The organism is Shewanella sp. 4t3-1-2LB (assembly GCF_017368415.1).
Taxonomy (GTDB): Bacteria; Pseudomonadota; Gammaproteobacteria; order Enterobacterales; family Shewanellaceae; genus Shewanella; species Shewanella fodinae.
Genome location: NZ_JAFNJD010000003.1, coordinates 1 through 21,876, shown reverse-complemented (window position 1 = coordinate 21,876; position 21,876 = coordinate 1). Strand labels below are relative to the sequence as shown.

At 47.7% G+C, this 21,876-nt stretch carries 20 protein-coding genes, 1 tRNA gene and 1 pseudogene; 13 read left to right on the top strand and 9 right to left on the bottom strand.

The window, feature by feature from the left end; genetic code table 11:
* The first annotated feature begins 2 nt into the window (after nt 1-2).
* From nqrE to dinB, 7 genes are all read left to right on the top strand, one after another.
* Nucleotides 3-611, top strand: a complete 609-nt coding sequence (gene nqrE, locus J3L11_RS02280; protein WP_133040465.1) for an NADH:ubiquinone reductase (Na(+)-transporting) subunit E — start codon at nt 3-5, stop codon at nt 609-611.
* Between the two features lie 44 nt (nt 612-655).
* Nucleotides 656-1,912 (top strand): NADH:ubiquinone reductase (Na(+)-transporting) subunit F, encoded by a 1,257-nt coding sequence (nqrF, locus tag J3L11_RS02275; RefSeq protein ID WP_189617521.1) that lies wholly within the window; start codon nt 656-658, stop codon nt 1,910-1,912.
* A gap of 187 nt (nt 1,913-2,099) precedes the next feature.
* A complete protein-coding gene (gene nqrM / locus J3L11_RS02270; protein ID WP_133040464.1) occupies nt 2,100-2,324 on the top strand; it encodes a (Na+)-NQR maturation NqrM in 225 nt (74 codons plus the stop codon).
* Nucleotides 2,325-2,539: 215 nt separating this feature from the next.
* Nucleotides 2,540-3,013 (top strand): bacterioferritin, encoded by a 474-nt coding sequence (gene bfr / locus J3L11_RS02265; protein ID WP_207569877.1) that lies wholly within the window; start codon nt 2,540-2,542, stop codon nt 3,011-3,013.
* Between the two features lie 9 nt (nt 3,014-3,022).
* On the top strand, nt 3,023-3,490 hold the full coding sequence (gene bfr, locus J3L11_RS02260; protein ID WP_133040452.1) for a bacterioferritin: 468 nt from the start codon (nt 3,023-3,025) through the stop codon (nt 3,488-3,490).
* A 412-nt stretch (nt 3,491-3,902) separates the two neighbouring features.
* Nucleotides 3,903-5,909 carry a methyl-accepting chemotaxis protein gene (locus tag J3L11_RS02255; RefSeq protein ID WP_189617524.1) on the top strand — a complete coding sequence of 669 codons (2,007 nt, stop codon included), beginning with the start codon at nt 3,903-3,905 and terminating at the stop codon, nt 5,907-5,909.
* 108 nt (nt 5,910-6,017) lie between these two features.
* Complete coding sequence (gene dinB, locus J3L11_RS02250) at nt 6,018-7,088, top strand: DNA polymerase IV (protein ID WP_207569876.1); 1,071 nt, start codon at nt 6,018-6,020, stop codon at nt 7,086-7,088.
* Nucleotides 7,089-7,262: 174 nt separating this feature from the next.
* On the opposite strand, the gene J3L11_RS02245 is transcribed toward dinB, so the two are convergent.
* The 5 genes from J3L11_RS02245 to rpsU form a co-directional block, all read right to left on the bottom strand.
* A tRNA-Ile gene (locus J3L11_RS02245) sits at nt 7,263-7,339 on the bottom strand.
* Between the two features lie 175 nt (nt 7,340-7,514).
* Nucleotides 7,515-9,365 (bottom strand): RNA polymerase sigma factor RpoD, encoded by a 1,851-nt coding sequence (rpoD, locus tag J3L11_RS02240; protein ID WP_189617538.1) that lies wholly within the window; start codon nt 9,363-9,365, stop codon nt 7,515-7,517.
* Nucleotides 9,366-9,500: 135 nt separating this feature from the next.
* Complete coding sequence (gene dnaG, locus J3L11_RS02235; RefSeq protein WP_207569875.1) at nt 9,501-11,219, bottom strand: DNA primase; 1,719 nt, start codon at nt 11,217-11,219, stop codon at nt 9,501-9,503.
* A gap of 79 nt (nt 11,220-11,298) precedes the next feature.
* A complete protein-coding gene (locus tag J3L11_RS02230) occupies nt 11,299-11,742 on the bottom strand; it encodes a GatB/YqeY domain-containing protein (protein WP_207569874.1) in 444 nt (147 codons plus the stop codon).
* A gap of 9 nt (nt 11,743-11,751) precedes the next feature.
* Nucleotides 11,752-11,967, bottom strand: coding sequence for a 30S ribosomal protein S21 (gene rpsU / locus J3L11_RS02225; RefSeq protein WP_006080725.1), 216 nt, complete (start codon nt 11,965-11,967; stop codon nt 11,752-11,754).
* Between the two features lie 202 nt (nt 11,968-12,169).
* Here rpsU and tsaD point away from each other — a divergent pair, with 202 nt between their 5' ends.
* Nucleotides 12,170-13,183, top strand: coding sequence for a tRNA (adenosine(37)-N6)-threonylcarbamoyltransferase complex transferase subunit TsaD (gene tsaD, locus J3L11_RS02220; RefSeq protein WP_207569873.1), 1,014 nt, complete (start codon nt 12,170-12,172; stop codon nt 13,181-13,183).
* 2 nt (nt 13,184-13,185) lie between these two features.
* Here the strand turns inward: tsaD and plsY are convergent, their stop codons facing one another.
* Entirely contained in the window at nt 13,186-13,788 is a 603-nt protein-coding gene (gene plsY / locus J3L11_RS02215; RefSeq protein ID WP_189617541.1) for a glycerol-3-phosphate 1-O-acyltransferase PlsY, read from the bottom strand.
* Between the two features lie 225 nt (nt 13,789-14,013).
* Here plsY and folB point away from each other — a divergent pair, with 225 nt between their 5' ends.
* The 3 genes and pseudogenes from folB (at nt 14,014) to J3L11_RS02200 (ending at nt 15,692) form a co-directional block, all read left to right on the top strand.
* Complete coding sequence (folB, locus tag J3L11_RS02210) at nt 14,014-14,364, top strand: dihydroneopterin aldolase (RefSeq protein ID WP_189617542.1); 351 nt, start codon at nt 14,014-14,016, stop codon at nt 14,362-14,364.
* Nucleotides 14,365-14,368: 4 nt separating this feature from the next.
* Nucleotides 14,369-14,931 (top strand): annotated as a pseudogene (gene folK / locus J3L11_RS02205) (2-amino-4-hydroxy-6-hydroxymethyldihydropteridine diphosphokinase).
* Nucleotides 14,886-15,692 (top strand): undecaprenyl-diphosphate phosphatase, encoded by an 807-nt coding sequence (locus J3L11_RS02200; protein WP_207569871.1) that lies wholly within the window; start codon nt 14,886-14,888, stop codon nt 15,690-15,692. The pseudogene folK and the gene J3L11_RS02200 overlap by 46 nt, the downstream one beginning before the upstream one ends.
* A 114-nt stretch (nt 15,693-15,806) precedes the next feature.
* On the opposite strand, the gene J3L11_RS02195 is transcribed toward J3L11_RS02200, so the two are convergent.
* Complete coding sequence (locus tag J3L11_RS02195) at nt 15,807-16,073, bottom strand: Lpp/OprI family alanine-zipper lipoprotein (protein ID WP_133038007.1); 267 nt, start codon at nt 16,071-16,073, stop codon at nt 15,807-15,809.
* A 182-nt stretch (nt 16,074-16,255) separates the two neighbouring features.
* Nucleotides 16,256-17,500 (bottom strand): multifunctional CCA addition/repair protein, encoded by a 1,245-nt coding sequence (locus J3L11_RS02190; protein ID WP_189617638.1) that lies wholly within the window; start codon nt 17,498-17,500, stop codon nt 16,256-16,258.
* Nucleotides 17,501-17,662: 162 nt separating this feature from the next.
* Between J3L11_RS02190 and J3L11_RS02185 the strand changes: the two genes are divergently transcribed.
* On the top strand, nt 17,663-19,270 hold the full coding sequence (locus tag J3L11_RS02185; RefSeq protein WP_207569870.1) for an ExeA family protein: 1,608 nt from the start codon (nt 17,663-17,665) through the stop codon (nt 19,268-19,270).
* On the top strand, nt 19,270-20,190 hold the full coding sequence (locus tag J3L11_RS02180; protein ID WP_207569869.1) for a general secretion pathway protein GspB: 921 nt from the start codon (nt 19,270-19,272) through the stop codon (nt 20,188-20,190). Before J3L11_RS02185 ends, J3L11_RS02180 begins: the two co-directional genes overlap by 1 nt.
* Nucleotides 20,191-20,261: 71 nt before the next feature.
* Here J3L11_RS02180 and nhaD read toward each other — a convergent pair whose 3' ends face one another.
* Nucleotides 20,262-21,509, bottom strand: coding sequence for a sodium:proton antiporter NhaD (gene nhaD, locus J3L11_RS02175; RefSeq protein ID WP_207569868.1), 1,248 nt, complete (start codon nt 21,507-21,509; stop codon nt 20,262-20,264).
* Nucleotides 21,510-21,876 lie beyond the last annotated feature (367 nt).

The following is a 21,876-nucleotide window of genomic DNA, read 5'->3' as shown; positions in this document are numbered from 1 at the left end:
TGATGGAACACTATCTGAGTTTATTGATCCGTTCGATCTTTATCGAAAACATGGCACTGTCCTTCTTCCTAGGAATGTGTACTTTCCTAGCAGTGTCCAAAAAAGTAAAAACAGCCATGGGGTTGGGGATTGCCGTTGTTTTAGTCATGACAATTTCAGTACCTGCCAACCAGATTATCTATCAAGGGTTGCTGGCACCAGGTGCTTTGGCGTGGGCGGGGTTTCCTGATGCCGATCTGAGCTTTCTTAAGTTCATTACCTTTATCGGGGTGATTGCGGCGTTGGTGCAGATTCTAGAAATGGCATTGGATAAGTATTTCCCGCCACTTTACAACGCCTTGGGTATTTTCCTACCGTTGATCACTGTGAACTGCGCTATTTTTGGTGCGGTATCCTTCATGGTGGAACGTGATTACACGTTAGGCGAAAGTGCGGTATTTGGTTTTGGTTCGGGTGCCGGCTGGGCATTGGCAATTGTGTTGATGGCGGGTATCCGTGAGAAACTTAAATATGCAGATGTGCCAGCAGGGCTGCGTGGGTTGGGGATCACCTTCCTGACTGCAGGTCTAATGGCGTTGGGTTTCATGTCGTTCTCTGGTGTGTCGCTTTGATGCGGCCAGTGGCTTCCTGAATTGGACCTTCTAAGGATAAGTTAATGGATATTCTTGGTATTTTTAAGTCCACTCCACTTGAGGTGTACCTCGGTGTGAGTATGTTCACCGCCATTGTACTGGTGTTGGTATTGGTGATTCTGTTCGCCAAATCCAGACTAGTCTCCAGCGGTAATATCACAATTTCTATCAATGGCGACCCGGAAAAAGCCATCAATACTGCGGCCGGTGGTAAGTTGCTTGGCGTGTTGGCTGACAATGGCATTTTCGTTTCGTCAGCTTGTGGTGGTGGTGGCTCCTGTGGCCAATGCCGAGTGAAAGTTAAATCCGGTGGCGGAGATATTTTGCCAACGGAGCTCAACCATATTAATAAAGGGGAGGCCCGCGAGGGCTGCCGTCTGTCATGTCAGGTTAATGTAAAATCTGACATGGAGATTGAACTAGACGAATCCATCTTCGGTATCAAGAAGTGGGAATGTACCGTTATCTCCAATGACAATAAGGCGACCTTTATTAAGGAATTGAAACTGGGTATTCCAGACGGCGAATCAGTACCGTTCCGTGCTGGTGGCTATATCCAGATCGAGGCGCCAGCTCATCATATCTACTATAAAGACTTTGATATTCCAGAGAAGTATCGGAAGGACTGGGATCATTTTGGGTTCTTTAAGTTGGAGTCTAAAGTTGATGAACCGGTAATCCGCGCATATTCAATGGCGAACTATCCAGAAGAGTTTGGCATTATTATGTTAAACGTGCGTATTGCGACACCACCACCACGCAATCTGAGTTTGCCGTGCGGTAAGATGTCTTCGTACATCTGGAGTCTCAAGCCTGGCGATAAGGTGACAATCTCCGGTCCGTTTGGTGAGTTCTTCGCTAAAGATACTGATGCTGAAATGGTATTTATTGGCGGTGGTGCTGGTATGGCGCCAATGCGTTCGCATATTTTCGATCAACTAAAACGTATCAAAACTAAACGTAAGATGAGTTTCTGGTACGGTGCTCGCTCTAAGCGCGAAATGTTCTATGTTGAAGATTTCGATATGCTGGCTAAAGAAAACGATAACTTTAACTGGTATGTGGCGCTGTCTGATCCGCAGCCTGAAGATAACTGGGATGGATACACTGGCTTTATTCACAACGTGCTTTATGAAAACTACCTGAAGAGTCATGAAGCACCGGAAGACTGTGAATTTTATATGTGTGGTCCTCCAGTCATGAATGCTGCGGTCATTGCGATGTTGAAAGACCTCGGCGTTGAAGAAGACAATATATTGTTGGATGACTTCGGTGGTTAGGTAAAATATGAAGGCACAGCACCATGCTGTGCCTTCTGTTATATGTCCCAATTTCTAGCCTATCCTTTTACTGAACGTATTGATATTACTGGTGTTGTTAGCTTTTTAGACCGCCAATGAAACGATTGTCGCTTTGAGGTATAATGCAGTTGTACTTAAGTTAATACCTGAAGCAAGAGGAATCATGATGAGTACATTCATAGCCGCTTTTTTGTTTTTACTGGTTTTCTTTTTGTTGATGTCGATCGGCTACTTGCTTAAGCGTAAAGCTGTTCAGGGAAGTTGTGGTGGATTAGGTGCCTTGGGTATTGCCAAAGCGTGTGATTGTGACGAGCCCTGTGACCGACGTAAGGCTAGAGACGCGAAGGAAGCCAAACGGCAGGAATATCTGGCTAAACACCGTATTCTCTAATGATATGATAATTAATAAAAAAGCGGCCATTTCGGCCGTTTTTTTATTGTCAAAAATTGCTGTATCAAAACACTTCTCTTTATATATGATTGTAAATAGTAATTATTATTTTTATTAACCATATGAAATTAAAGCGTAATTTGATATTTATTGCTGCAGAGGTTACTCTTAAAAAATTGATATAGATCAAACCCACTTCTACAAGGAACTGTGTTATGAAAGGTCAACCCAAAGTAGTAGTACAGCTTAATAAGGTATTGACGTGTGAGCTTACTGCTATCAATCAGTATTTTCTTCACGCCAGAATGTTTAAAAACTGGGGACTTGAAGGTCTCAATCATCACAGTTATAAAAAATCCATTCAGGATATGAAACATGCCGATAAGTTGATAGAGCGGGTACTGTTTCTTGAAGGTCTGCCGAATCTGCAACAGCTGGAAAAACTGCGGATTGGTGAGCATAGTGAAGAGATGTTGTCATGTGACAAACTGATGTTAGAGGCACAGTTGCAACTGTTGCGGGACTCCATTGCCTTGTGTGAGGTTGAACAAGACTATGTAAGCCGGGATCTGCTGGAAGACATTCTCGAAGATGAGGAAGAACATCTGGATTGGTTAGAATCCCAGTTTGAACTTATACGTTTGACCGGTATTCAGAATTATCTGCAATCTCAATTAGAAGCGGCTTAAGAGGGCGTTATGAAAGGACATCCACAGATTATCGAGATGCTGAATAAACAGCTCACCGGCGAGTTATCTTCAATGGATCAGTATTTTGTTCATGCCCACATGTATGAGGATTGGGGGCTGAATGAGTTGTATGAACGTGTCAATCATGAATCACTTGATGAGCGAGGTCATGCGGCCAAACTGATTTCCAGAATATTATTTCTTGAAGGCAAGCCCGATATCGCCAATCGTGACGCGCTTAACATCGGGGCTGATGTTGAACAGATGCTGCATAACGATCTGCAGTACGAATACAAAGTGGCTGAGTCTCTGCGCCGAGGGATTGCTCTGTGTGAACAATTGGGGGATTACCAGACGCGAGAGTTGTTAGAAGTTTTGCTGGAAGATACCGAAGATGATCATATGTATTGGCTGGAAAAACAGCTGGGTTTGATCCAAAAAATCGGGTTACATAATTATCTGCAGTCAAAGATGTAATATTTGTCATAGGAATGTCGGCTGCGGCTTACACAGCCAGAAGATGATTTACATAAGTGTTCAGTTCATATTCAGTTGCTTCTGTATACTATTTAATCAATAACAGAAGGATATTGTTTATGAACGCACTGCGAAGCCGTCGACATTCCTCCGGGCACACCTCTCAGCACCGACGTTTGGACGAAGTGACAAATAAAGTTGTCACAAAAAAAGCGCCTAGCTGTTCCTCATCCCAACAGCCTGTTGTCAGCAAGGAAGAACTGGCGTACATCTTTTCTTTATTCTGCTGAACGTTATTTTTGACACTTGTCAGCCTTTAAACACTTTGTTACGTAAATTTTAACTAAAAGTGTGCGGCGGCTTTTGATACATTGTTGGCTCCTCTATAAAAAAAGCAAAAGCAGGAGCCCTGATGTTGCAAATTAAACGTTCATTAAGCCTACAGCTAGTAGTGACTATTGCTGGTGCTTTGGCAATATTACTTACGTTGGTAGCTGCTCTGATTGTTAAAACCGATAGTGACGAAACCCGTGTTCGTATTGATAGCGATATTTCGTCCATGTTGGACCTGAAGGCGCAGGAGATCGGCAGTTATTTTTATGCCAAAGGTCAGATTATCCACTCAATCTTTTCCAATCCATGGGTTGTTAATTGGTTTTCAGCATATAAAGATCGTGGTTCAGATCTTTCAAATGACAACCAATACCATGAGCTAATTAAATATTTTCATTTTTTCTCTGAACGTGACAAAGACATCAAGTCGGTCTTTCTGGGTTCGGCAAACACCTTTGAATACTTTGATTTGAATGGCCGTTATGACGGTGACCCTGATTATTACACCAACAAACGCCCATGGTGGCAGGAGGCCATTGACAAGAATGGCTTATTTGTTGCCGATCCGGCTGTGGATGCCAATGACGGTACTGTATCTGCCACGGTTAAAACAGTTGTCAAAGATAGTTCAGGACGCCTGATTGGCATTGGTGGTATGGATATTCTTATCGATACCATTGGTAAAAACTTGCTGTCACCCATTAAATACCAAGGCGAAGGGCAGGCATTTTTGATGACTGACCAAGGGAAGTTAGTGTATTTCCCAGGCTTTAATAAGTCCTTCACGCCTGGTACAGACCTTATTCAGGTCGATGCGCTGTCTGCGGATAACAGTGGCTTTGCAGCGCTGAAACACACTATGCAAGCCAATGGCAGCGGTGTAAGCGAAGTGACTTATCAGGGGCAACTGCAGCATGTCAGCTACGTCAATATCAGCAGCGATTACCCTCAAGTTCGCTGGTATCTGGGATTTATGTTACCAGATGCGGTTTTTCAGGCTCCGGTTAAACAGAAATTCTGGCAGACCAGTTTGATCTCGATTGTCATCATTTTGTTAGTGGGTTTGGTTATCAGCTTAGTGTTGCAGCCATTTCGACGTCATCTGAAAGAGCTGCTTCATGCACTAGAAGATATTGCTGAAGGCGAAGGTGATTTGACTCGTCGTATTCAGATGAAACGCGAAGATGAACTTGGGCGCCTGAGCAGTGCTTTCAATAAATTCGCCGCTAAGGTGGAAGATATGTTGAAAGAGACTCGCCAGCTAACAGAAGAAGTTGATCGCGGGGTTGACGGTTCGGTAGCTGTGTGCGAACAGGCACTCAGTTCTGTACGGGCGCAGAAGCAGCAGATTGCGTCAGTTGCCACGGCGGCAACAGAAATGGCACATACCAGTCAGGAAATGGCGGCAGGAGCCCAACGAACCGCCGATTCTGCCGATGCCGCACAAAAGCAGTCGTTGGCTGGCGTACAGACAGTGCAAAAAGCCGCCAACGGTATGTATGCTTTATCCAACCAAGTTAATTCTGCTGCCAGCGTCATCCGCGAACTTAAAAGCAGCTCAGAGGAAATTGGTGAAGTACTCAGCGTTATCCGTGCGATAGCAGAACAGACCAATCTGTTGGCGCTCAATGCCGCTATTGAAGCAGCACGAGCAGGCGAACAAGGGCGTGGGTTTGCGGTGGTAGCGGATGAAGTGCGAACACTAGCGTCACGGACACAAGATTCTACCAGCAGTATTCAGGATATTATCCAGACGCTGCAAGCTCAGGCACTGCAGGCAGAGCAGGTGATGGAGGCAGGCGTTAAAGAGGCTGATAGCGGCAGAGAACTTACGGTGCAGGTAGAAGCTGTGTTGGCTGACATCACTGCTGCAATTGATGAGATCCAACAACAAACCGCAGAAATGACCTCTGCTATCGGACAACAAGCGGTAGTTGCGGATGAAGTAGCGCGTAATATAGAGGACGTGCGCGAAAGTTCAGATGAATCACTTACCGCCAGTGAAGAGTTAGTCGAACAGATGAAAGCGTTTCGTGCAGTCAGCAAGGCGTTGACGGACAACATCGGTCACTTTCGCACCAGCTGAGATCTGTTGGGTTAACAAAGAGGAGCTTCGGCTCCTTTTTTAATATCCTTTACAATAACACTGTTTATTTGTACAGTATTTCTATGTGCGACACCCAGGTAAAACAAAATGAAGAAAATCATTCATGTGGATATGGATTGCTATTATGCAGCCGTTGAAATGCGTGATTTTCCTGAATATCGAGGAAAACCTCTAGCTGTAGGCGGCAGTCGGGAGCGCCGAGGCGTTATCAGTACTTGTAACTATGAGGCACGAAAATTTGGTGTGCATTCCGCTATGGCAACCGGCTATGCGTTAAAGCTCTGCCCCCAGCTAATTTTGCTACCGGGAAGGATGGAACTATATAAAGCAATATCGCAGCAGATCCGTGCTATTTTTCAGCGCTACACCAATAAAATTGAGCCTTTGTCGTTAGACGAGGCCTTTCTTGACGTATCTGCGTGTGATTTGTATCAGGGCTCCGCGACACTTATTGCTGAGGCTATCCGTCGGGATATTTGGGCTGAAACTGAACTGACCGCCTCCGCTGGGGTTGCGCCAGTGAAGTTTCTGGCCAAAGTGGCTTCAGAGCTTAACAAACCTAACGGCCAGTTTGTGATCACTCCCGAGCAATTGCCCCATTTTATTGCACAACTACCGTTGCACAAGATTCCCGGTGTCGGCAAAGTTACCGCCAGCCGCTTGGCACAGATGCAATTACATACCTGTGCAGATGTGCAGCGCTTTCCTGAATACAAATTAGTGGAGATATTCGGTAAGTTTGGCCACATATTACACCAACGTGCATTTGGTATTGATGACCGGGAACTGACGCCTTATCGCCCACGGAAGTCCGTTGGGGTTGAAACCACTCTTGCTCGGGATATTTTCAATCTGGAGCAGTGCCGACAGGTGATGCAGGGACTGATAAAAGAGCTGGCTGGCAGATTACAGCGCCACACACACGAGCGGCAGATAGGAAAATTAGTTGTAAAGCTCAAATTCGCCGATTTTCGTCAGACCACCATTGAGAGTCGCGCCAGCACATTATCGCCACAGATGCTTGATAGCTTGTTGACGCAAGCCCTGCAACGTGCTGAAGGTCGAGGTATCCGGTTGGTGGGCATCGCGGCAGGTTTAGTAACCAATCACGCTGGTGACAGCTCTGCTCATGAACAGCAATTGACGTTAAATATCTAAGGAACCAGTGATTAAGTCAGTACATTGAGGTTTAAAAAATTATCAAATGGCTTTGATAGGTTTCGTAGTAATGCATGGGTAACACGGCCATCGCCCAGTGATTTTTTGAATATAAATTAGTGAATAATAGGAAACAAAAAAGCCTGTAAAAACAGGCTCTTTTGAGGAATTTGATGGTGGCCCCTCACGGACTTGAACCGTGGACCTAACGATTATGAGTCGTGTGCTCTAACCAACTGAGCTAAGGGGCCTTGTTGACGGTGTTTTTGTCAAGCGGGTGAGAGTATACGAACTTTGTTCCGGCTTGTCACCCGTGTTTTGGTGCTTATTGAACTGCTGCGCTTTCAATTGGTTATCTGTTATGCAGTGGTCGAAAATTTGGCAATAAAAAACCCCGCAGAAGCAGGGTTTTTTCATTATAAACGTTTATTCATCCAAGAAGGATTTCAGAATTTCTGAGCGGCTAGGGTGACGCAGTTTACGCAGTGCCTTAGCTTCAATCTGACGGATACGTTCACGGGTTACATCAAACTGTTTACCTACTTCTTCCAAAGTATGATCAGTGTTCATGTCGATACCAAAACGCATGCGAAGCACTTTAGCTTCACGTGCCGTCAGCCCTGCCAGCACTTCATGAGTCGCTTGTTTTAGGCTCTCGCTAGTGGCGCTGTCCAGCGGCAATTCCAGCGTGGTGTCTTCAATGAAGTCGCCCAGATGCGAATCTTCATCATCGCCGATCGGTGTTTCCATTGAGATTGGCTCTTTGGCAATCTTCAGCACTTTCCGAATTTTGTCTTCTGGCATCATCATACGTTCTGCCAACTCTTCTGGCGATGGCTCGCGTCCCATCTCTTGCAGCATCTGCCGTGAAATACGGTTCAGCTTGTTGATGGTTTCGATCATATGCACTGGAATACGGATAGTACGAGCTTGGTCCGCGATTGAACGGGTAATTGCTTGCCGGATCCACCAAGTCGCATAGGTAGAAAATTTGTAACCACGGCGGTATTCAAATTTATCTACGGCCTTCATCAAACCGATGTTGCCTTCCTGAATAAGATCCAGGAATTGCAGACCACGGTTGGTGTATTTCTTGGCGATAGAAATTACCAGACGTAGGTTAGCTTCCACCATTTCTTTCTTGGCTCGGCGGGCTTTCGCTTCGCCAATACTCATGCGGCGGCTGATGTCCTTGATTGCCGTTATTGACAGACCTGTTTCGGCTTCTATTGCCGCCAGTTTGCTATGGCAGCGGACCACGTCTTCCTCTACGGCCTTCAAGGTATCGGAATATGCTTTTGCTGCCGCGATTTCTTTCTGGAACCAGGTAATATCTGTTTCATTACCACCGAATAACTTGATAAAGTTTTTCTTTGGCATTTTCGCTTGTTCGACACACAGCTTCATGATCAGCCGTTCCTGAACGCGTACCTTGTCCATCATCGCACGCATACTTTTGACTAAGCGATCAAACTGCTTGGGAACTAAACGAAACTCTTTGAAGATCTCACCAATTTCAAACAATGCACCTACGGCATGCGGATGGTTACGGCCTTTTTCAGCGATGATTTTCAGTGAGTTCTCATAGGCGGCTCGCAGCTGTGCAAAACGTTCGCGCGCTTCTTCCGGGTCTGGCCCTTTGGCACCGTCATCATCGTCGCTGCCGGACTCATCTTCGTCTTCATCGTCGTCGAGATCATCTTCGTCGTCCAGATCGTCATCAGACAATTCTGAACCAATGTGTGTGGCAGCCGGGCCCACTTCATCGTCATCAGGATTTACAAATCCAGAGATAATGTCAGACAGACGCAGTTGATCGGCTTCATATTGATCGTATTGTTCGAGGATCATGGCAATCGCTTGTGGATATTCAGCCACAGAGCCTTGTACCTCGTTGATCCCTTCTTCAATACGTTTAGCGATCTGGATTTCGCCCTCGCGGGTCAATAGTTCTACGGTACCCATTTCACGCATATACATGCGGACAGGGTCTGTAGTCCGTCCCAGTTCGTTTTCAACCGAAGCCAGCGCAGCAGCAGCTTCTTCTGCCGCGTCGTCGTCAGTGTTGTCTTCAGACATCATAATGTCATCGGCATCGGGGGCTTCTTCGAACACCCGGATACCCATGTCATTTATCATCTGGATAATATCTTCGATCTGGTCTGAATCGACCATGTCGGCAGGTAAGTGATCGTTCACTTCTGCATAGGTTAGATAACCTTGCTCTTTACCTTTTGCGAGCAACAGTTTAAGTTGCGACTGCGGAGTATGATCCATAGATATCATCCAATTTGGTAACTGTTACAACGATAAGCAACGGCATTACTTGGGTGCCGTGCAAACCATCAATTATAACCATTTGCACAATACTGTGCCAGCCCGTTGCCGAACCTGAACCGGAAAATTCTTAAGTTATGAGCGCTTCATGGCGGCAATCAGCTTGGTCAGCTGTAACTTTTCTTCCTTAGTCAGATTTTGCTTCAGGCTTAATTCCTGATAGCGCTGTTCAATATATTGATTGTTCAGCCATACCAGTGCGGTTTTAAACTCTTGCTGTACGTTATCATCCGCCACTTGATGGTCCCATTGGGCTAGTTTAGTCAGTATCGGGTAATCTTCTGTATCCCGATAATATTCAAGTAGTTGTGCGCTGTTTAACGTTTGGTTTCGAGTTAAATCCAATAAGCGAACCAGCAACTCTATGCCGGCCATTTTCAAAAATTGTAGTGCCGGTTGAGGCACTAAGTTAACCCCTAAACGGGGATCCTGTACCAGCAGGGCAATTGCCAATCTTAAGGGGGTGCCTCTGCCTTTCAATGTCTGTTGTTGCTGGGCTTGTGCGATGCTTTTGGGTTGGAACCCTAAACGTCGCTTCATTTCTTCAACATTTCCCATACGCAAGCGATAGGTAAGGTTTTCCAGCAACAGATTTTGTAACACGCTGTCTTGAATACGTTCAAGTAACGTCATGGCTTGCTTGGCAAACGATGCTTTGTCGCCGCCATTACGCTCGGTTAATGTATCAAACAAAAACGCTTCCAGTGGCTGAGCGGCTTCAATCAACTGCTCAAATGCTTCTTTCCCGGCCTTGCGCACCATGGAATCTGGATCTTCGCTTTGTGGTAAAAACATAAAACGCACGGTATCACCGGGTTTGAGCATCGGTAGTGCGGTTTCCAGCGCACGCCATGCCGCTTCACGCCCAGCATTATCGCCGTCATAGCAACACACCACCTCTTTGGCACTGCGTAGTAGCAACTGGAACTGCTCGGCGGTAGTCGATGTTCCCAGTGAAGCGACCGCGTAATCAACGCCAAACTGCGCTAATGCCACCACGTCCATATAGCCTTCAACAATTAGCACTCGGTGAGGGTCGCGATGTTGTTGTCGCAGTTCGTACAGTCCGTAGAGCTCATTGCCCTTATGAAATATGGGCGTTTCTGGTGAATTCAAGTATTTCGGCGTACCGTCACCTAGGACTCTGCCACCAAATGCGATGACTCTGCCACGACGGTCACGGATAGGGAACATCAGCCGATCGCGGAAGCGGTCATAGCGGCGCCCTTGCTCATTATTGATGAGCATGCCTGCTGTTAGTAACTTCTCTTGTAGTTGTGGTTTTTGAGCATACAAGTTCAGCAGATTATCCCAGCCATCAGGCGCATAACCGATACCAAAACGTTCTACAATTTCTTCTGATAGCCCGCGTTTTTGCAGGTAATCCAATACTCGTTGTTTTTCTGGATGTTGGCGCAGTTGCTTTTGAAAATAACGCCCGGCATCTTCCATCAACTGATATAAATCACGGCTGATACTTTCGTCGGCACGATTACCGGAATCGCGTGGCACATCCAGCCCTAATTGCCCGGCGAGCTCCCCAATGGCATCGAGGAAGTCCATGCGCTCATACTCCATGACAAAGTCGATAGCATTGCCATGGGCACCACAGCCGAAACAATGATAAAACTGTTTTTCACGGCTGACGGTAAAAGAAGGGGACTTTTCACTATGGAACGGGCAGCAGGCAGCATAATTCTTACCGGCTTTTTTTAACGGCACTTTGCGGTCGATGAGATCGACAATATCTGTGCGAGCAATGAGCTCGTTGATAAAATCTCTAGGTATTGCCATGCGTTTCAGTCTTTGCCCTTAGACCGATGAAACAAACAAGCCGCGCTGAAGCACGGCTTGTTCGTGAAACAACACCAGATTATTGCAGTTTGGCTTTTATCTGAGCGCTTACTGCACCCATGTTGGCCCGACCTAATATCTGGCTTTTGACTAATCCCATCACTTTGCCCATATCGGCTATGGACACGGTGCCTGTCTCTTTAATCGCTGCATCAATGATCTGATGAAGTTCATCATCACTCAAAGGTTGTGGCAGAAATTCTTTTAACACCAGAATTTCTGCTTCTTCCGCAGCGGCTAACTCAGGACGTCCAGCGGCTTGATACTGCTCGATTGCATCACGCCGTTGTTTCACCATCTTGGTCAGTACAGCTATGATCTGCTCATCGGTCAGGGTTTCGCGGGTGTCCACTTCAACCTGCTTGATTGCAGCAAGCGCCATACGAATAGTGCTCAGGCGTGCCTTTTCTTTGGCAACCATCGCCTGTTTCATCTGCGCTTTAAGCTGTTCTGTTAGATTCATAATCAGGAATTAGTACAAACGTACGCGACGAGCGTTTTCGCGAGAAAGCTTTTTAGCCAAACGTTTTACCGCGGCAGCTTTGGCACGTTTACGAGCTGTAGTAGGTTTTTCATAAAACTCACGAGCACGAACGTCCGCCAGAATACCGGCTTTTTCGCAAGAGCGCTTAAAACGACGCAGAGCAACGTCGAATGGTTCATTTTCACGTACTTTAATAATTGGCATACGCCATCACCCCTTAGGTGTTATTTGTATTGAGTCACTAGACGTGACACAAGTCAGATTAAAAATGGTGCGAAATTCTAAACCGATTCGCCCTCACTTGTAAAGGGCTGAACCTTGTTAGTTTATGGCGTTCTGGTTGGATATTCGTGGGGAATCACAGTAGAATTGCCGCTCATTGTAGTTGTGGACAACATTAAGCACCATGCGGGTATTAGGTATTGAAAGCTCCTGTGACGAGACAGGTATTGCCATTTATGACGAAGAACTGGGGTTACTGTCCCATGCGTTATATAGCCAGGTAAAACTGCATGCCGATTATGGCGGTGTGGTGCCGGAACTGGCCTCACGCGATCATGTGCGCAAAATTGTGCCTCTTATCCGGGAAGCGCTGGCAACGGCCGATACCCGAATCGAAGATCTAGATGGCATCGCTTATACCAAAGGTCCGGGGTTGATTGGCGCTTTGTTGGTTGGGGCCTGTGTCGGGCGCTCACTGGCGTTTGCTTGGAATAAACCCGCGGTTGGTGTGCATCATATGGAAGGGCATTTGTTGGCACCCATGCTAGAAGATGATGCGCCTAAATTTCCTTTTGTGGCATTACTGGTATCGGGTGGACACTCAATGCTGGTGGATGTGCAAGGTATTGGGCGTTATCAGGTTTTGGGTGAGTCGATTGATGATGCTGCCGGCGAAGCCTTTGATAAAACCGCCAAACTGATGGGATTGGATTATCCCGGCGGCCCCCGTTTATCCAAGCTAGCGGCACAAGGCCACGCCGCTGACTATAAATTTCCACGGCCGATGACCGACCGTCCGGGATTGGATTTTAGCTTCTCAGGCTTAAAGACCTTCGCGGCCAACACCATCGCTGCTGAACCCGATGATGAACAGACTCGCGCCAATATTGCCCGAGCATTTGAAGAAGCCGTGGTTGATACCTTAGCCATTAAATGTCGCCGCGCTTTGGAGTTGACCGGATATCAGCGCTTGGTCATTGCTGGCGGTGTCAGTGCTAACCAGCGGTTACGCACCTCACTGGCGGAATTGATGCAGAAACGCCATGGCCGGGTGTTTTATCCCCGCGGCGAGTTTTGTACTGATAATGGTGCCATGATCGCTTACGCTGGTTTACAGCGGTTAAAGGCGGGAGCCACTGAGGATTTGGCAGTAAAAGCGCAACCGCGCTGGCCTTTAGACTCGTTACCGGCCGTTTAACGCTATCCGTTTTTTTTGCGACGAAACATCTTCGACTCTTCACCATTGAAGAGTCGACGGATATTGTCTTTGTGACGCCAAATGATCAGCGCTGACAACATGGTGACGGGCAGGGTAAAGCGATCGTCAAACCATAGTGTATAAAGCGGGGCTAATAGGCAAGTGACGATGGCTGCTAAGGATGAATAACGGGTCAATAACACGACCAATAGCCAAGTCCCCATCAAGCTGACCGCCATATAACTAATGGGGGCCATAGCACCTAGTGCGGTGGCTACCCCTTTGCCACCTTTAAAATCAAAAAACAGTGGAAACATGTGGCCGAGACAGGCTGATATTGCGATCACCCCCAGCCATACCCCGTGGATCCCCAGCAGGTACGCTCCATACGCAGGGAGTGCACCTTTGAGCATATCGAAAAAAAACACCAGTGCTGCTGCCCATACCCCGCCAATCCGCAACACATTGGTGGCTCCGGGGTTTTTCGAGCCTTTACTGCGCGGATCCGGTAACCCTTTGAGACGACATACCAGAATGGCGCTGGAGATAGAGCCGAGTAGGTAAGCCACGGCTATCATAACGATAATCAGCACTGCGGTATTCAAATTGGTTTCCTTACACGTCTTAAGGTATTATCGCGCACACCCAACGGGCGGCTTAAACGGCTGAGATGGTTGTGCTCATGGCGTAGCATGTCCACCAGCGTCTTATCCTACTGAAACTTAGTTCTATGAGAAAGAGCTGACCGCTAATATCCGGAGGTAAAGCGCGGATTATACCGGCTTTAAGTGTGAAAGCTTATCTGACCTCCATAATCTGCAAGGAAAACTATGGATAAAGTCCTGATAACCGGGCTGCAGGTAGATACCGTGATTGGCATCTATGACTGGGAAAAACAACTGCACCAAACACTGGTACTTGATCTAGAGATGGCCTGGGATAACCGAGCGGCTGCGGAACATGACGATTACCAGCGGGCACTATGCTATGAAACTGTCAGTAAACGGCTAGTACAGCTCATCACCGCAAAGCCCATAGAACTCATTGAAACTGTTGCCGAGCGTGTTGCTTCCTGTCTGCTGGAGGAATTTCTAGTGCCTTGGGTCAAAGTGCGAGTAATGAAACCCGGGGCGGTGGCGGCTGCACAAGCGGTGGGCGTTGAAATCGAGCGTAGCAGGTAATAGTGTGAGTTCTCGAGTCTTTATCAGTCTGGGCAGTAATATTGAGCCTGAGCGTTACTTGCGGGCTGGTCTGCAGGAGTTGCAGACAATTTTCGGCGAGCTTGCCTGTTCACCTATCTATGAAAGCAAGTCGGTAGGCTTTAACGGCAGTAACTTCCTGAATATGGTGGTATCCGTGCCAACGGTGATGTCGGTTGCTGACGTTGTGGCCTGCTTTAAAGCGATTGAATTGCGCCATGGTCGGTTGCCCGGCGCCAAGAAGTTTGCGCCTCGTACGCTGGATCTAGATTTGTTGCTGTATGACGATCTGATATGTCAGAACCCAGTGGTACTACCGCGGGCGGAGATCCTCACTAATGCATTTGTTTTATGGCCGTTGGCGGAACTTGCGCCGACTTTGGTGCATCCAATTGCCGGTAAGCCCTACGCGCAACTGTGGGATGAATATGATAAGTCGCGCCAGAAACTCTGGCCGGTAGCTGTGGATTTTGGCCCGTTGGCCTGATATTTCAAGGAGTTGTATGGATATTATACAGGTGGTCATTCTCGCACTTATTCAAGGATTGACCGAATTTCTGCCGATTTCCAGTTCCGCCCATCTGATTTTGCCGTCACAGTTGCTGGGATGGCCGGACCAGGGGCTGTCGTTTGATGTGGCAGTCAATACTGGTTCGTTATTGGCTGTGGTGATCTATTTCCGCCATGAGCTATACAACATGGCAAAGGCCTGGTTGGCAAGTATTATAAAACGCCAGTCAAGCAATGAAAGCCAGCTTGCGTGGTGGATTATTTTGGCAACAATTCCCGCCGTGTTTTTTGGGTTTATGGCAAAGGGGTTTGTGGAAACTCATTTGCGCAGTGCCAGTGTGATTGCATTTACGACTATCGTATTTGGCTTGTTGTTATGGTGGGCAGATAAACACTCCCGATTGGCGCTCACAGAATATCAGTCCGGCTGGCGTAAGTCGCTAATCATCGGTTTTGCGCAAGCGCTGGCGCTTATCCCGGGAACGTCTCGTTCAGGCATCACCATGACCGCCGCATTAATGCTGGGATTAACTCGCGAAGCTGCTGCGCGTTTCTCATTTCTGATGTCGGTACCTGTGAGTTTGGGAGCGGCAATTCTGGTGGTGAAAGATTTGGCCGAGAGTCCGGAGCCGCTTGATATGCAGGCATTACTTTTAGGAACGTCTATTTCTTTTGTTGCGGCTTATGCTTGTATCCACTACTTCCTCAAAATTATCAGCAGAATGGGCATGACACCGTTTGTTATCTATCGGTTATTGCTGGGCGTGGGGCTGTGTGTTTTTATTGCACTGCACAGCTAATAGGTGGTGGGTATCGGCAGGATATGAACGTTTTGGCAGAGTTATAGGTAACAGCAAAAAAAATCGGCAACACTAAAGTGTTGCCGATTTCTATGGTGGGAAATGCCACCATTATTATTTTTTGTAGCGAGTAGCTACATTGTCCAGACGGTCGTTAGCGCGTTTGGCTTCTGCCTGAGCGTCCATAGCAGCTGCTTTGGCATCTTTCACGTCAGCAGACAGTTTGCTCTGGTCAGCTTTCATTGCACTTACTTCGGCAGACAGCTGGTCAACTTTGTTACCCAAGTTGGCAACGCTTTCTTCCAAAGCAGTGGTGTTTGCACAGCCACCTAACAGAGCAGTCATTGCTACGCCAGCAATCATCAGTACTTTTTTGTTCATGAAGAAATCCCTTTTGAAGGTTTGGTTTTTAGTCGTTCGGCTGATGTTCAACCGATTCGTGCTTATTATCTCATAGCCAATTTAATTTGCTATGGGTATTAACAAAAACTCCTTTTTACCTTATCCAATATGATCAGAAATGCAAGTTTCAAGGCCTAATTCTGGGTTTCTATATGAAATATCTAACAAGTTGTGTCATTTTTTACGTAGTTTTGCTTAACAAGTCTGATTTTTTCCAGACGCTGCAGATTGAGCTGCTGGCGAATGGCGTGCCCTTGATAGCCAGCTTCAATAATCGGTTGCACATTCACTGTGGTCGCAGCGGCAAACAGCTGTTGCAACAGCTGAGCTTGAGGGTAGCTTTTGTGCTCTAAACCCAAGCGGCCGGTGGCATCCGCCTCACATATTAACGCTAGCTGTTTTAACCGCGTTGGTTTGCGCCAGAAATCCGCTTTGTCGAACAGCTTCAGTACGGTTTCCGGGCGCAACTCATCCAATATATGGATGTTCTGGTGCTGGTCGCTGGCCAGCAATGCGAGATCCCGATAGTCGGAAGGTACGCGCAGACGCTCACATAACTGGCGGATAGGAACGAGGCCGCGTTGACCATGACCATGATGTTTTGGCAACAGTTCTTTTGGTGTCAGCGCTTTGCCCAGATCATGTATTAACGTTGCAAAACGTACTTGGGGATCTGTGGTCAGTTGGGCTGCTTGCTTGAGCGCCATCAAGGTGTGGATCCCTGAGTCGATTTCCGGGTGCCACTTGGCTGGTTGTGGCACGCCAAATAGCGCATCAAGTTCTGGCATTAGGGGTTGCAATGCATTGCAACTGCGCAGCACTTCAAAAAAGATCTGTGGGGCATCACATTGCAATACTTTTTCCAGTTCTTGCCATACTCTCTCGGCCGTCAAGGCCTGCAACTCGCCACTGGCAGCAATCTGTTGCATCAATGTGAGGGTTTCAGCGGCGACGGTGAAACCTTGCGCTGCGAAACGTGCCGCAAAGCGCGCTACTCGCAGTACTCGCAACGGATCTTCCACAAATGCAGGAGACACGTGCCGTAGTAGGCGTTGTTGCAAGTCTTGCTGACCGTTAAACGGGTCATACAGTTTGCCATCTGCATCTAATGCCATGGCGTTGATGGTGAGATCTCGCCGCAATAAGTCTTGTTCCAGTGTGACATCTGGGCTGGCATAGCAACTGAATCCGCCGTAGCCGCGACCAATCTTGCGTTCTGTGCGTGCCAGTGCGTATTCCTCTTGTGTCTGAGGATGTAGAAACACCGGAAAGTCTTTTCCCACTTGACGATAGCCCAGTGCCAGCATCTGCTGCTCTGTTGCGCCCACCACCACATGATCCCGGTCTTTGACCGTTAAGCCCAGCATTTGGTCGCGCACTGCGCCACCAACCAGATATGTCTGCACTTGCCATAAATCCTTCATTAATATGTCTGCTGCAAGAATAACACGGGCAATGGTTGCTGTGGACTTCATCGAGTGATCACACAATTAGCTGCAGGAGGTTTTGACAAACACTGGCCTTGTCTTAAACTGAGCTGTCTCTTTCAACCAAGGATTGCCGAGCTCATGTACAAGGCGTTTTACGGACTGAGTGATAACCCGTTTTCTATTGCTCCCAACCCCAGTTATCTGTTTTTAAGTGATCGTCATCGGGAAGCACTGGCGCATCTGAAATATGGTCTGGGAGAAACCGGTGGCTTTGTATTGCTTACTGGTGAAGTCGGTACCGGAAAAACCACTGTGTCGCGCTGTTTGTTGCGACAACTGCCGGAAAATACCGATACCGCCTTTATTCTTAACCCATCGCTGACGGAAGCTGAACTGCTGGCGACTTTGTGTGACGAGCTAGGTATTCACTACGGCGAGGCACCAACACTTAAACAACTGACCGACCTTATCAGTCGTTATCTGCTCGATAACCATCAGGCAGGTAGAAATACCGTCATGATTATTGACGAGGCCCAGCATTTGCGTCCTGAGGTGCTGGAGCAACTACGACTGTTGACTAATCTGGAAACCGATACCAAGAAACTGTTGCAGGTCATTCTTATCGGTCAGCCTGAATTACAACAACTGCTGAAACGTCAGGAATTGCGGCAGTTAGCGCAACGTATCACGGCGCGTTATCACTTATTACCGCTGACAGAGCAGGAAGTCGGGCTCTATGTGCAACACCGATTACAGGTTGCTGGACGGATGGAACCGCTGTTTAACAAGGGGGCTATTCGCGCACTGCACCGCTTTAGTGGCGGTATTCCCCGCATTATTAACCTGTTGTGTGAACGCGCACTGATGGCGGGGTATGGTCAGTCTCGTACCCCCATTGATCGCAAGATGGTGAACGCTGCGGCGGCTGAGGTGTTGGGCGAATTACCTCGGCAACGGCGCTGGTGGTTGCCACTATCAGCCTTAGGCGCATTAGTGCTGGCGTTTGGTGGCGGCTATTACTGGCAGAATTATTACCACCAAGGCATAAATCTGGCGCAGGCATCGGAAAATACGGTCGCTTTGGCCCCGGCCCAACCTGCTACCCATGTAGCGGACAAACAGGTCACGCTGACCGAGCGGGTTTTGACCAGCGCTATCGATAAGAGCCGAGATATTGATACCGCCTATGCGGCATTGTTTGGCCTATGGAGTAAAGCGCCTTATGCCGGAGTTTCTGCCTGCCAATCGGCGAGCCAGTTGGGCTTGGCCTGTTTTCAGCAGCAAGGGACCCTGAGTTCATTGCAAAAATTGAATTACCCCGCGGTTGTGTATCTCACCGACGATGCAGGTAAAGCATTTTATGGCACGTTGGTTTCCAGCAATGCGCAACAATTGTTATTGCAGTTAGGCGAGCAGCAATTCTGGGTAACTGATGATTGGTTCAATCAGCACTTTAGTGGCATGTATGAATTATTGTGGCAACCAGCAGCTCAGGCGCAGCAGGCTATCACCCCTAGCTCTAGTCTCGACAAAGTACAGTGGCTGGAAAATGCCTTAGCAACCGCCAGTCAACGGGCGCCGCGCGTAATGAGCTACTTTGATACAGAGCTGGAGCAGGAGTTAAAAGACTTTCAGCGAGCTCACGGTTTGCCAGTTGAAAGTGATGCCTCATTGGCAACACTCGCTCAACTAAGTATTTACCAGCATAATCATGGTCCGGTGCTGCAAAACGGAGGAGCTCGCTGATGTCGATTCTGTTGGATGCAGTAACCCGCGCCAAGCAACAGCAACTTGATAGTAATCTCGACCCCGTGTTGGCCCCTAGAATAGCCATAGAAAAAACAACATCATTACCGTGGAAACCAATAGCTGTGGTGATGATGGCTTTGCTAGCTGGTGGTGCATTGGCGTTTGCTTGGCATTGGCAGGTTAAGGCGGTAAGTACAGTGGCTCCTGAGCCGCAGGTTAAAACGAATACAGCCAAGGATACAGCGGCAGACGCGGGGGTTCGGGTAGCCGGGCGCGCCGCTCTGCCTATTGCACAGCCATTACCGAGTCCTCAGTATGCTGCTCAGGTAGTGACATCTCAGCCGAATCAAGCTGTTGCGGTTGATAAAACGGTGACTCCGAGTGCGCAACCGCAAGTGGTTGAAAGTGTGGCGGCCAATGATGGTAACGATCCGATAATCCTTGGGGCGCAACCAAATCAAAGAGGGTTGCAAGCGCTGCAAGATCTGAAAAATGAAGTACAAACTGCAGCTGACGAGACCGGCATTGAAGATCAACCACAGCCCCAATCTCAACCGGTGCAAGAAGATCAGCAAGCGTTGATTGCCAAATTTCAGGCGGCGCTAAGCGAAGTGGAACGGCGCAATGCCATTGACAAACCTATGACGCCGACCGAGGAGCAGCCTTTACCCAAACAACAGAACCTGCAATATCCCTCTTATGGCAACCTGCCCGCCAGTTTGCAGCTGCAGGTGCCAGAATTTAATATTACCGCGCATATGTATGCTACTGATCCCACAAAGCGCTGGCTGAATGTGGATGGCAAGGAGTTGCAAGAAGGCGACAAAATTAAGGGCAAACTTAAAATTATTGAGATCCGTCCACGTGATGTGGTGCTGGATATTCAAGGAACACGTTTTAAAGTACCCGCGATCTAGGCACTCGATTGATGACTAAGAAAAGGCGCTGTTAGGCGCCTTTTCTACTTATCAGATACAAATGTTGTTTGTCAGTTATTAAGGTAGTGCCCTAATAACAGCGTTAGGCCATACCCCGTACAATAAGAGAGTAACAGTGCTGGCACATATTTGAGATAAGAAACAAACGTCAACTCTTTAACTTTGCTCATGGCAATAATGCCAGAAGCCGAACCAATGACTAGCAAAGAGCCGCCGACACCCACCGCGTAAGTCAGTCCTAACCAACCAGAAAGTGCTAATTGCGGATCGGCCTTAAGCAGCGCTGCGGTCAATGGCACGTTATCCAGCAATGCGGAGCCCATACCGGTCACAAAATTGGCAATATCTGGATTATGTCCGGCGTAAATCTGTGCCAGTTGATCGAGTACTCCAATCTCCTTCAGCATTCCAACCAGTAACAGAATTCCTAAGAAAAACAGCAGGGTGTCGTATTCAACCTGACGAATATATTCGAGGATGCGGATCTCTTCTGTATCGGTATGAACCGTTTTCCCCACCAAAAACATCACCGATAGTCCGGTGAGAAAGGTGAGTACGGGAGGAATACCAAACAATATATTGAGCAGCATGGTAAGGATAATGGTGCTGATGAAAATCAATGCAATGATCAGATCAACCGTTTCATATTGTTGCTGCACCGGAACCGCGCTTACTGTGCCTTTGGCACTCAGCGAGAACAGAATTGCCAGCAAAATGACCGCAACTGCTGCCGGAATCACCAGCAGTAGCAGATCTATCATGTGCACATGGCCGCCTAAGAAGATCATCAGAGTCGTCACGTCACCGGTAATCAACGAAACCCCACCGGAGTTCACGGCAAAAATAATCAATACCGCCATCCGACGCCGAAGGTGACTGTCGAGTTGGAAGGTCGTCAATAGCCCTAATGATACCAGTGTCGCCGTGACGTTATCGCAAATGGCCGACAGCCCCAGCGAAAACAGGGCAACTTGGATCATTAACATCCTGACGCTGATCTGCTGTGGGAACAGTTTGCCAACAATAATCTGGATCATTCCCTTCGCATTTAGATAGGCAACAAACGTCATGGTCGACATGAGAAATAACCATAAGGTAGCGATTTCTAGCAGATTTTCTGATAATCGCTCCTGAACCAGTTTTTGATGACCACCATCGCCAGCCGCGACGAATAAGGCAATCCACGAAATACAGCCTAGAAACAGCGTCGTTTTGGCCTTATTGATGTGAGTGATTTCTTCAAAAATAATACTAAGCAGTGCCAGCACCGCCAAGATGAGTAAAAAAGTGTGCAGCATGGGTCGTCCCTGCCAGAGTCTGCGTCAGCCATGAGTGCTGACTATCAAGCTTCAATTAAGGTTGGTGTGATAAAGCGCACAGATCTGAACATATTGTGGGTGGTGTTGCAATCCGAACGCTGCTCAGAAATGATGGGACTTTGGTCGGGTGGCATTTGCATCTAGCGCTGGTATATCCTACGCCGTTACTGTCAATCCCGTCGTTGGGAGAAGACGCTGAGATCTTGCAGGCGTCTTAGCAGTAAAAAACCACCTTCTGAAGAAGGTGGCTTTGTGATTACCCCCTAAAAGGGGGCCTTCTATACAAGAGCAAGCTCAGCTTGCTCTTGTTTTTCGACTCTTTCTTGATGGCGGACATACCTGCGAA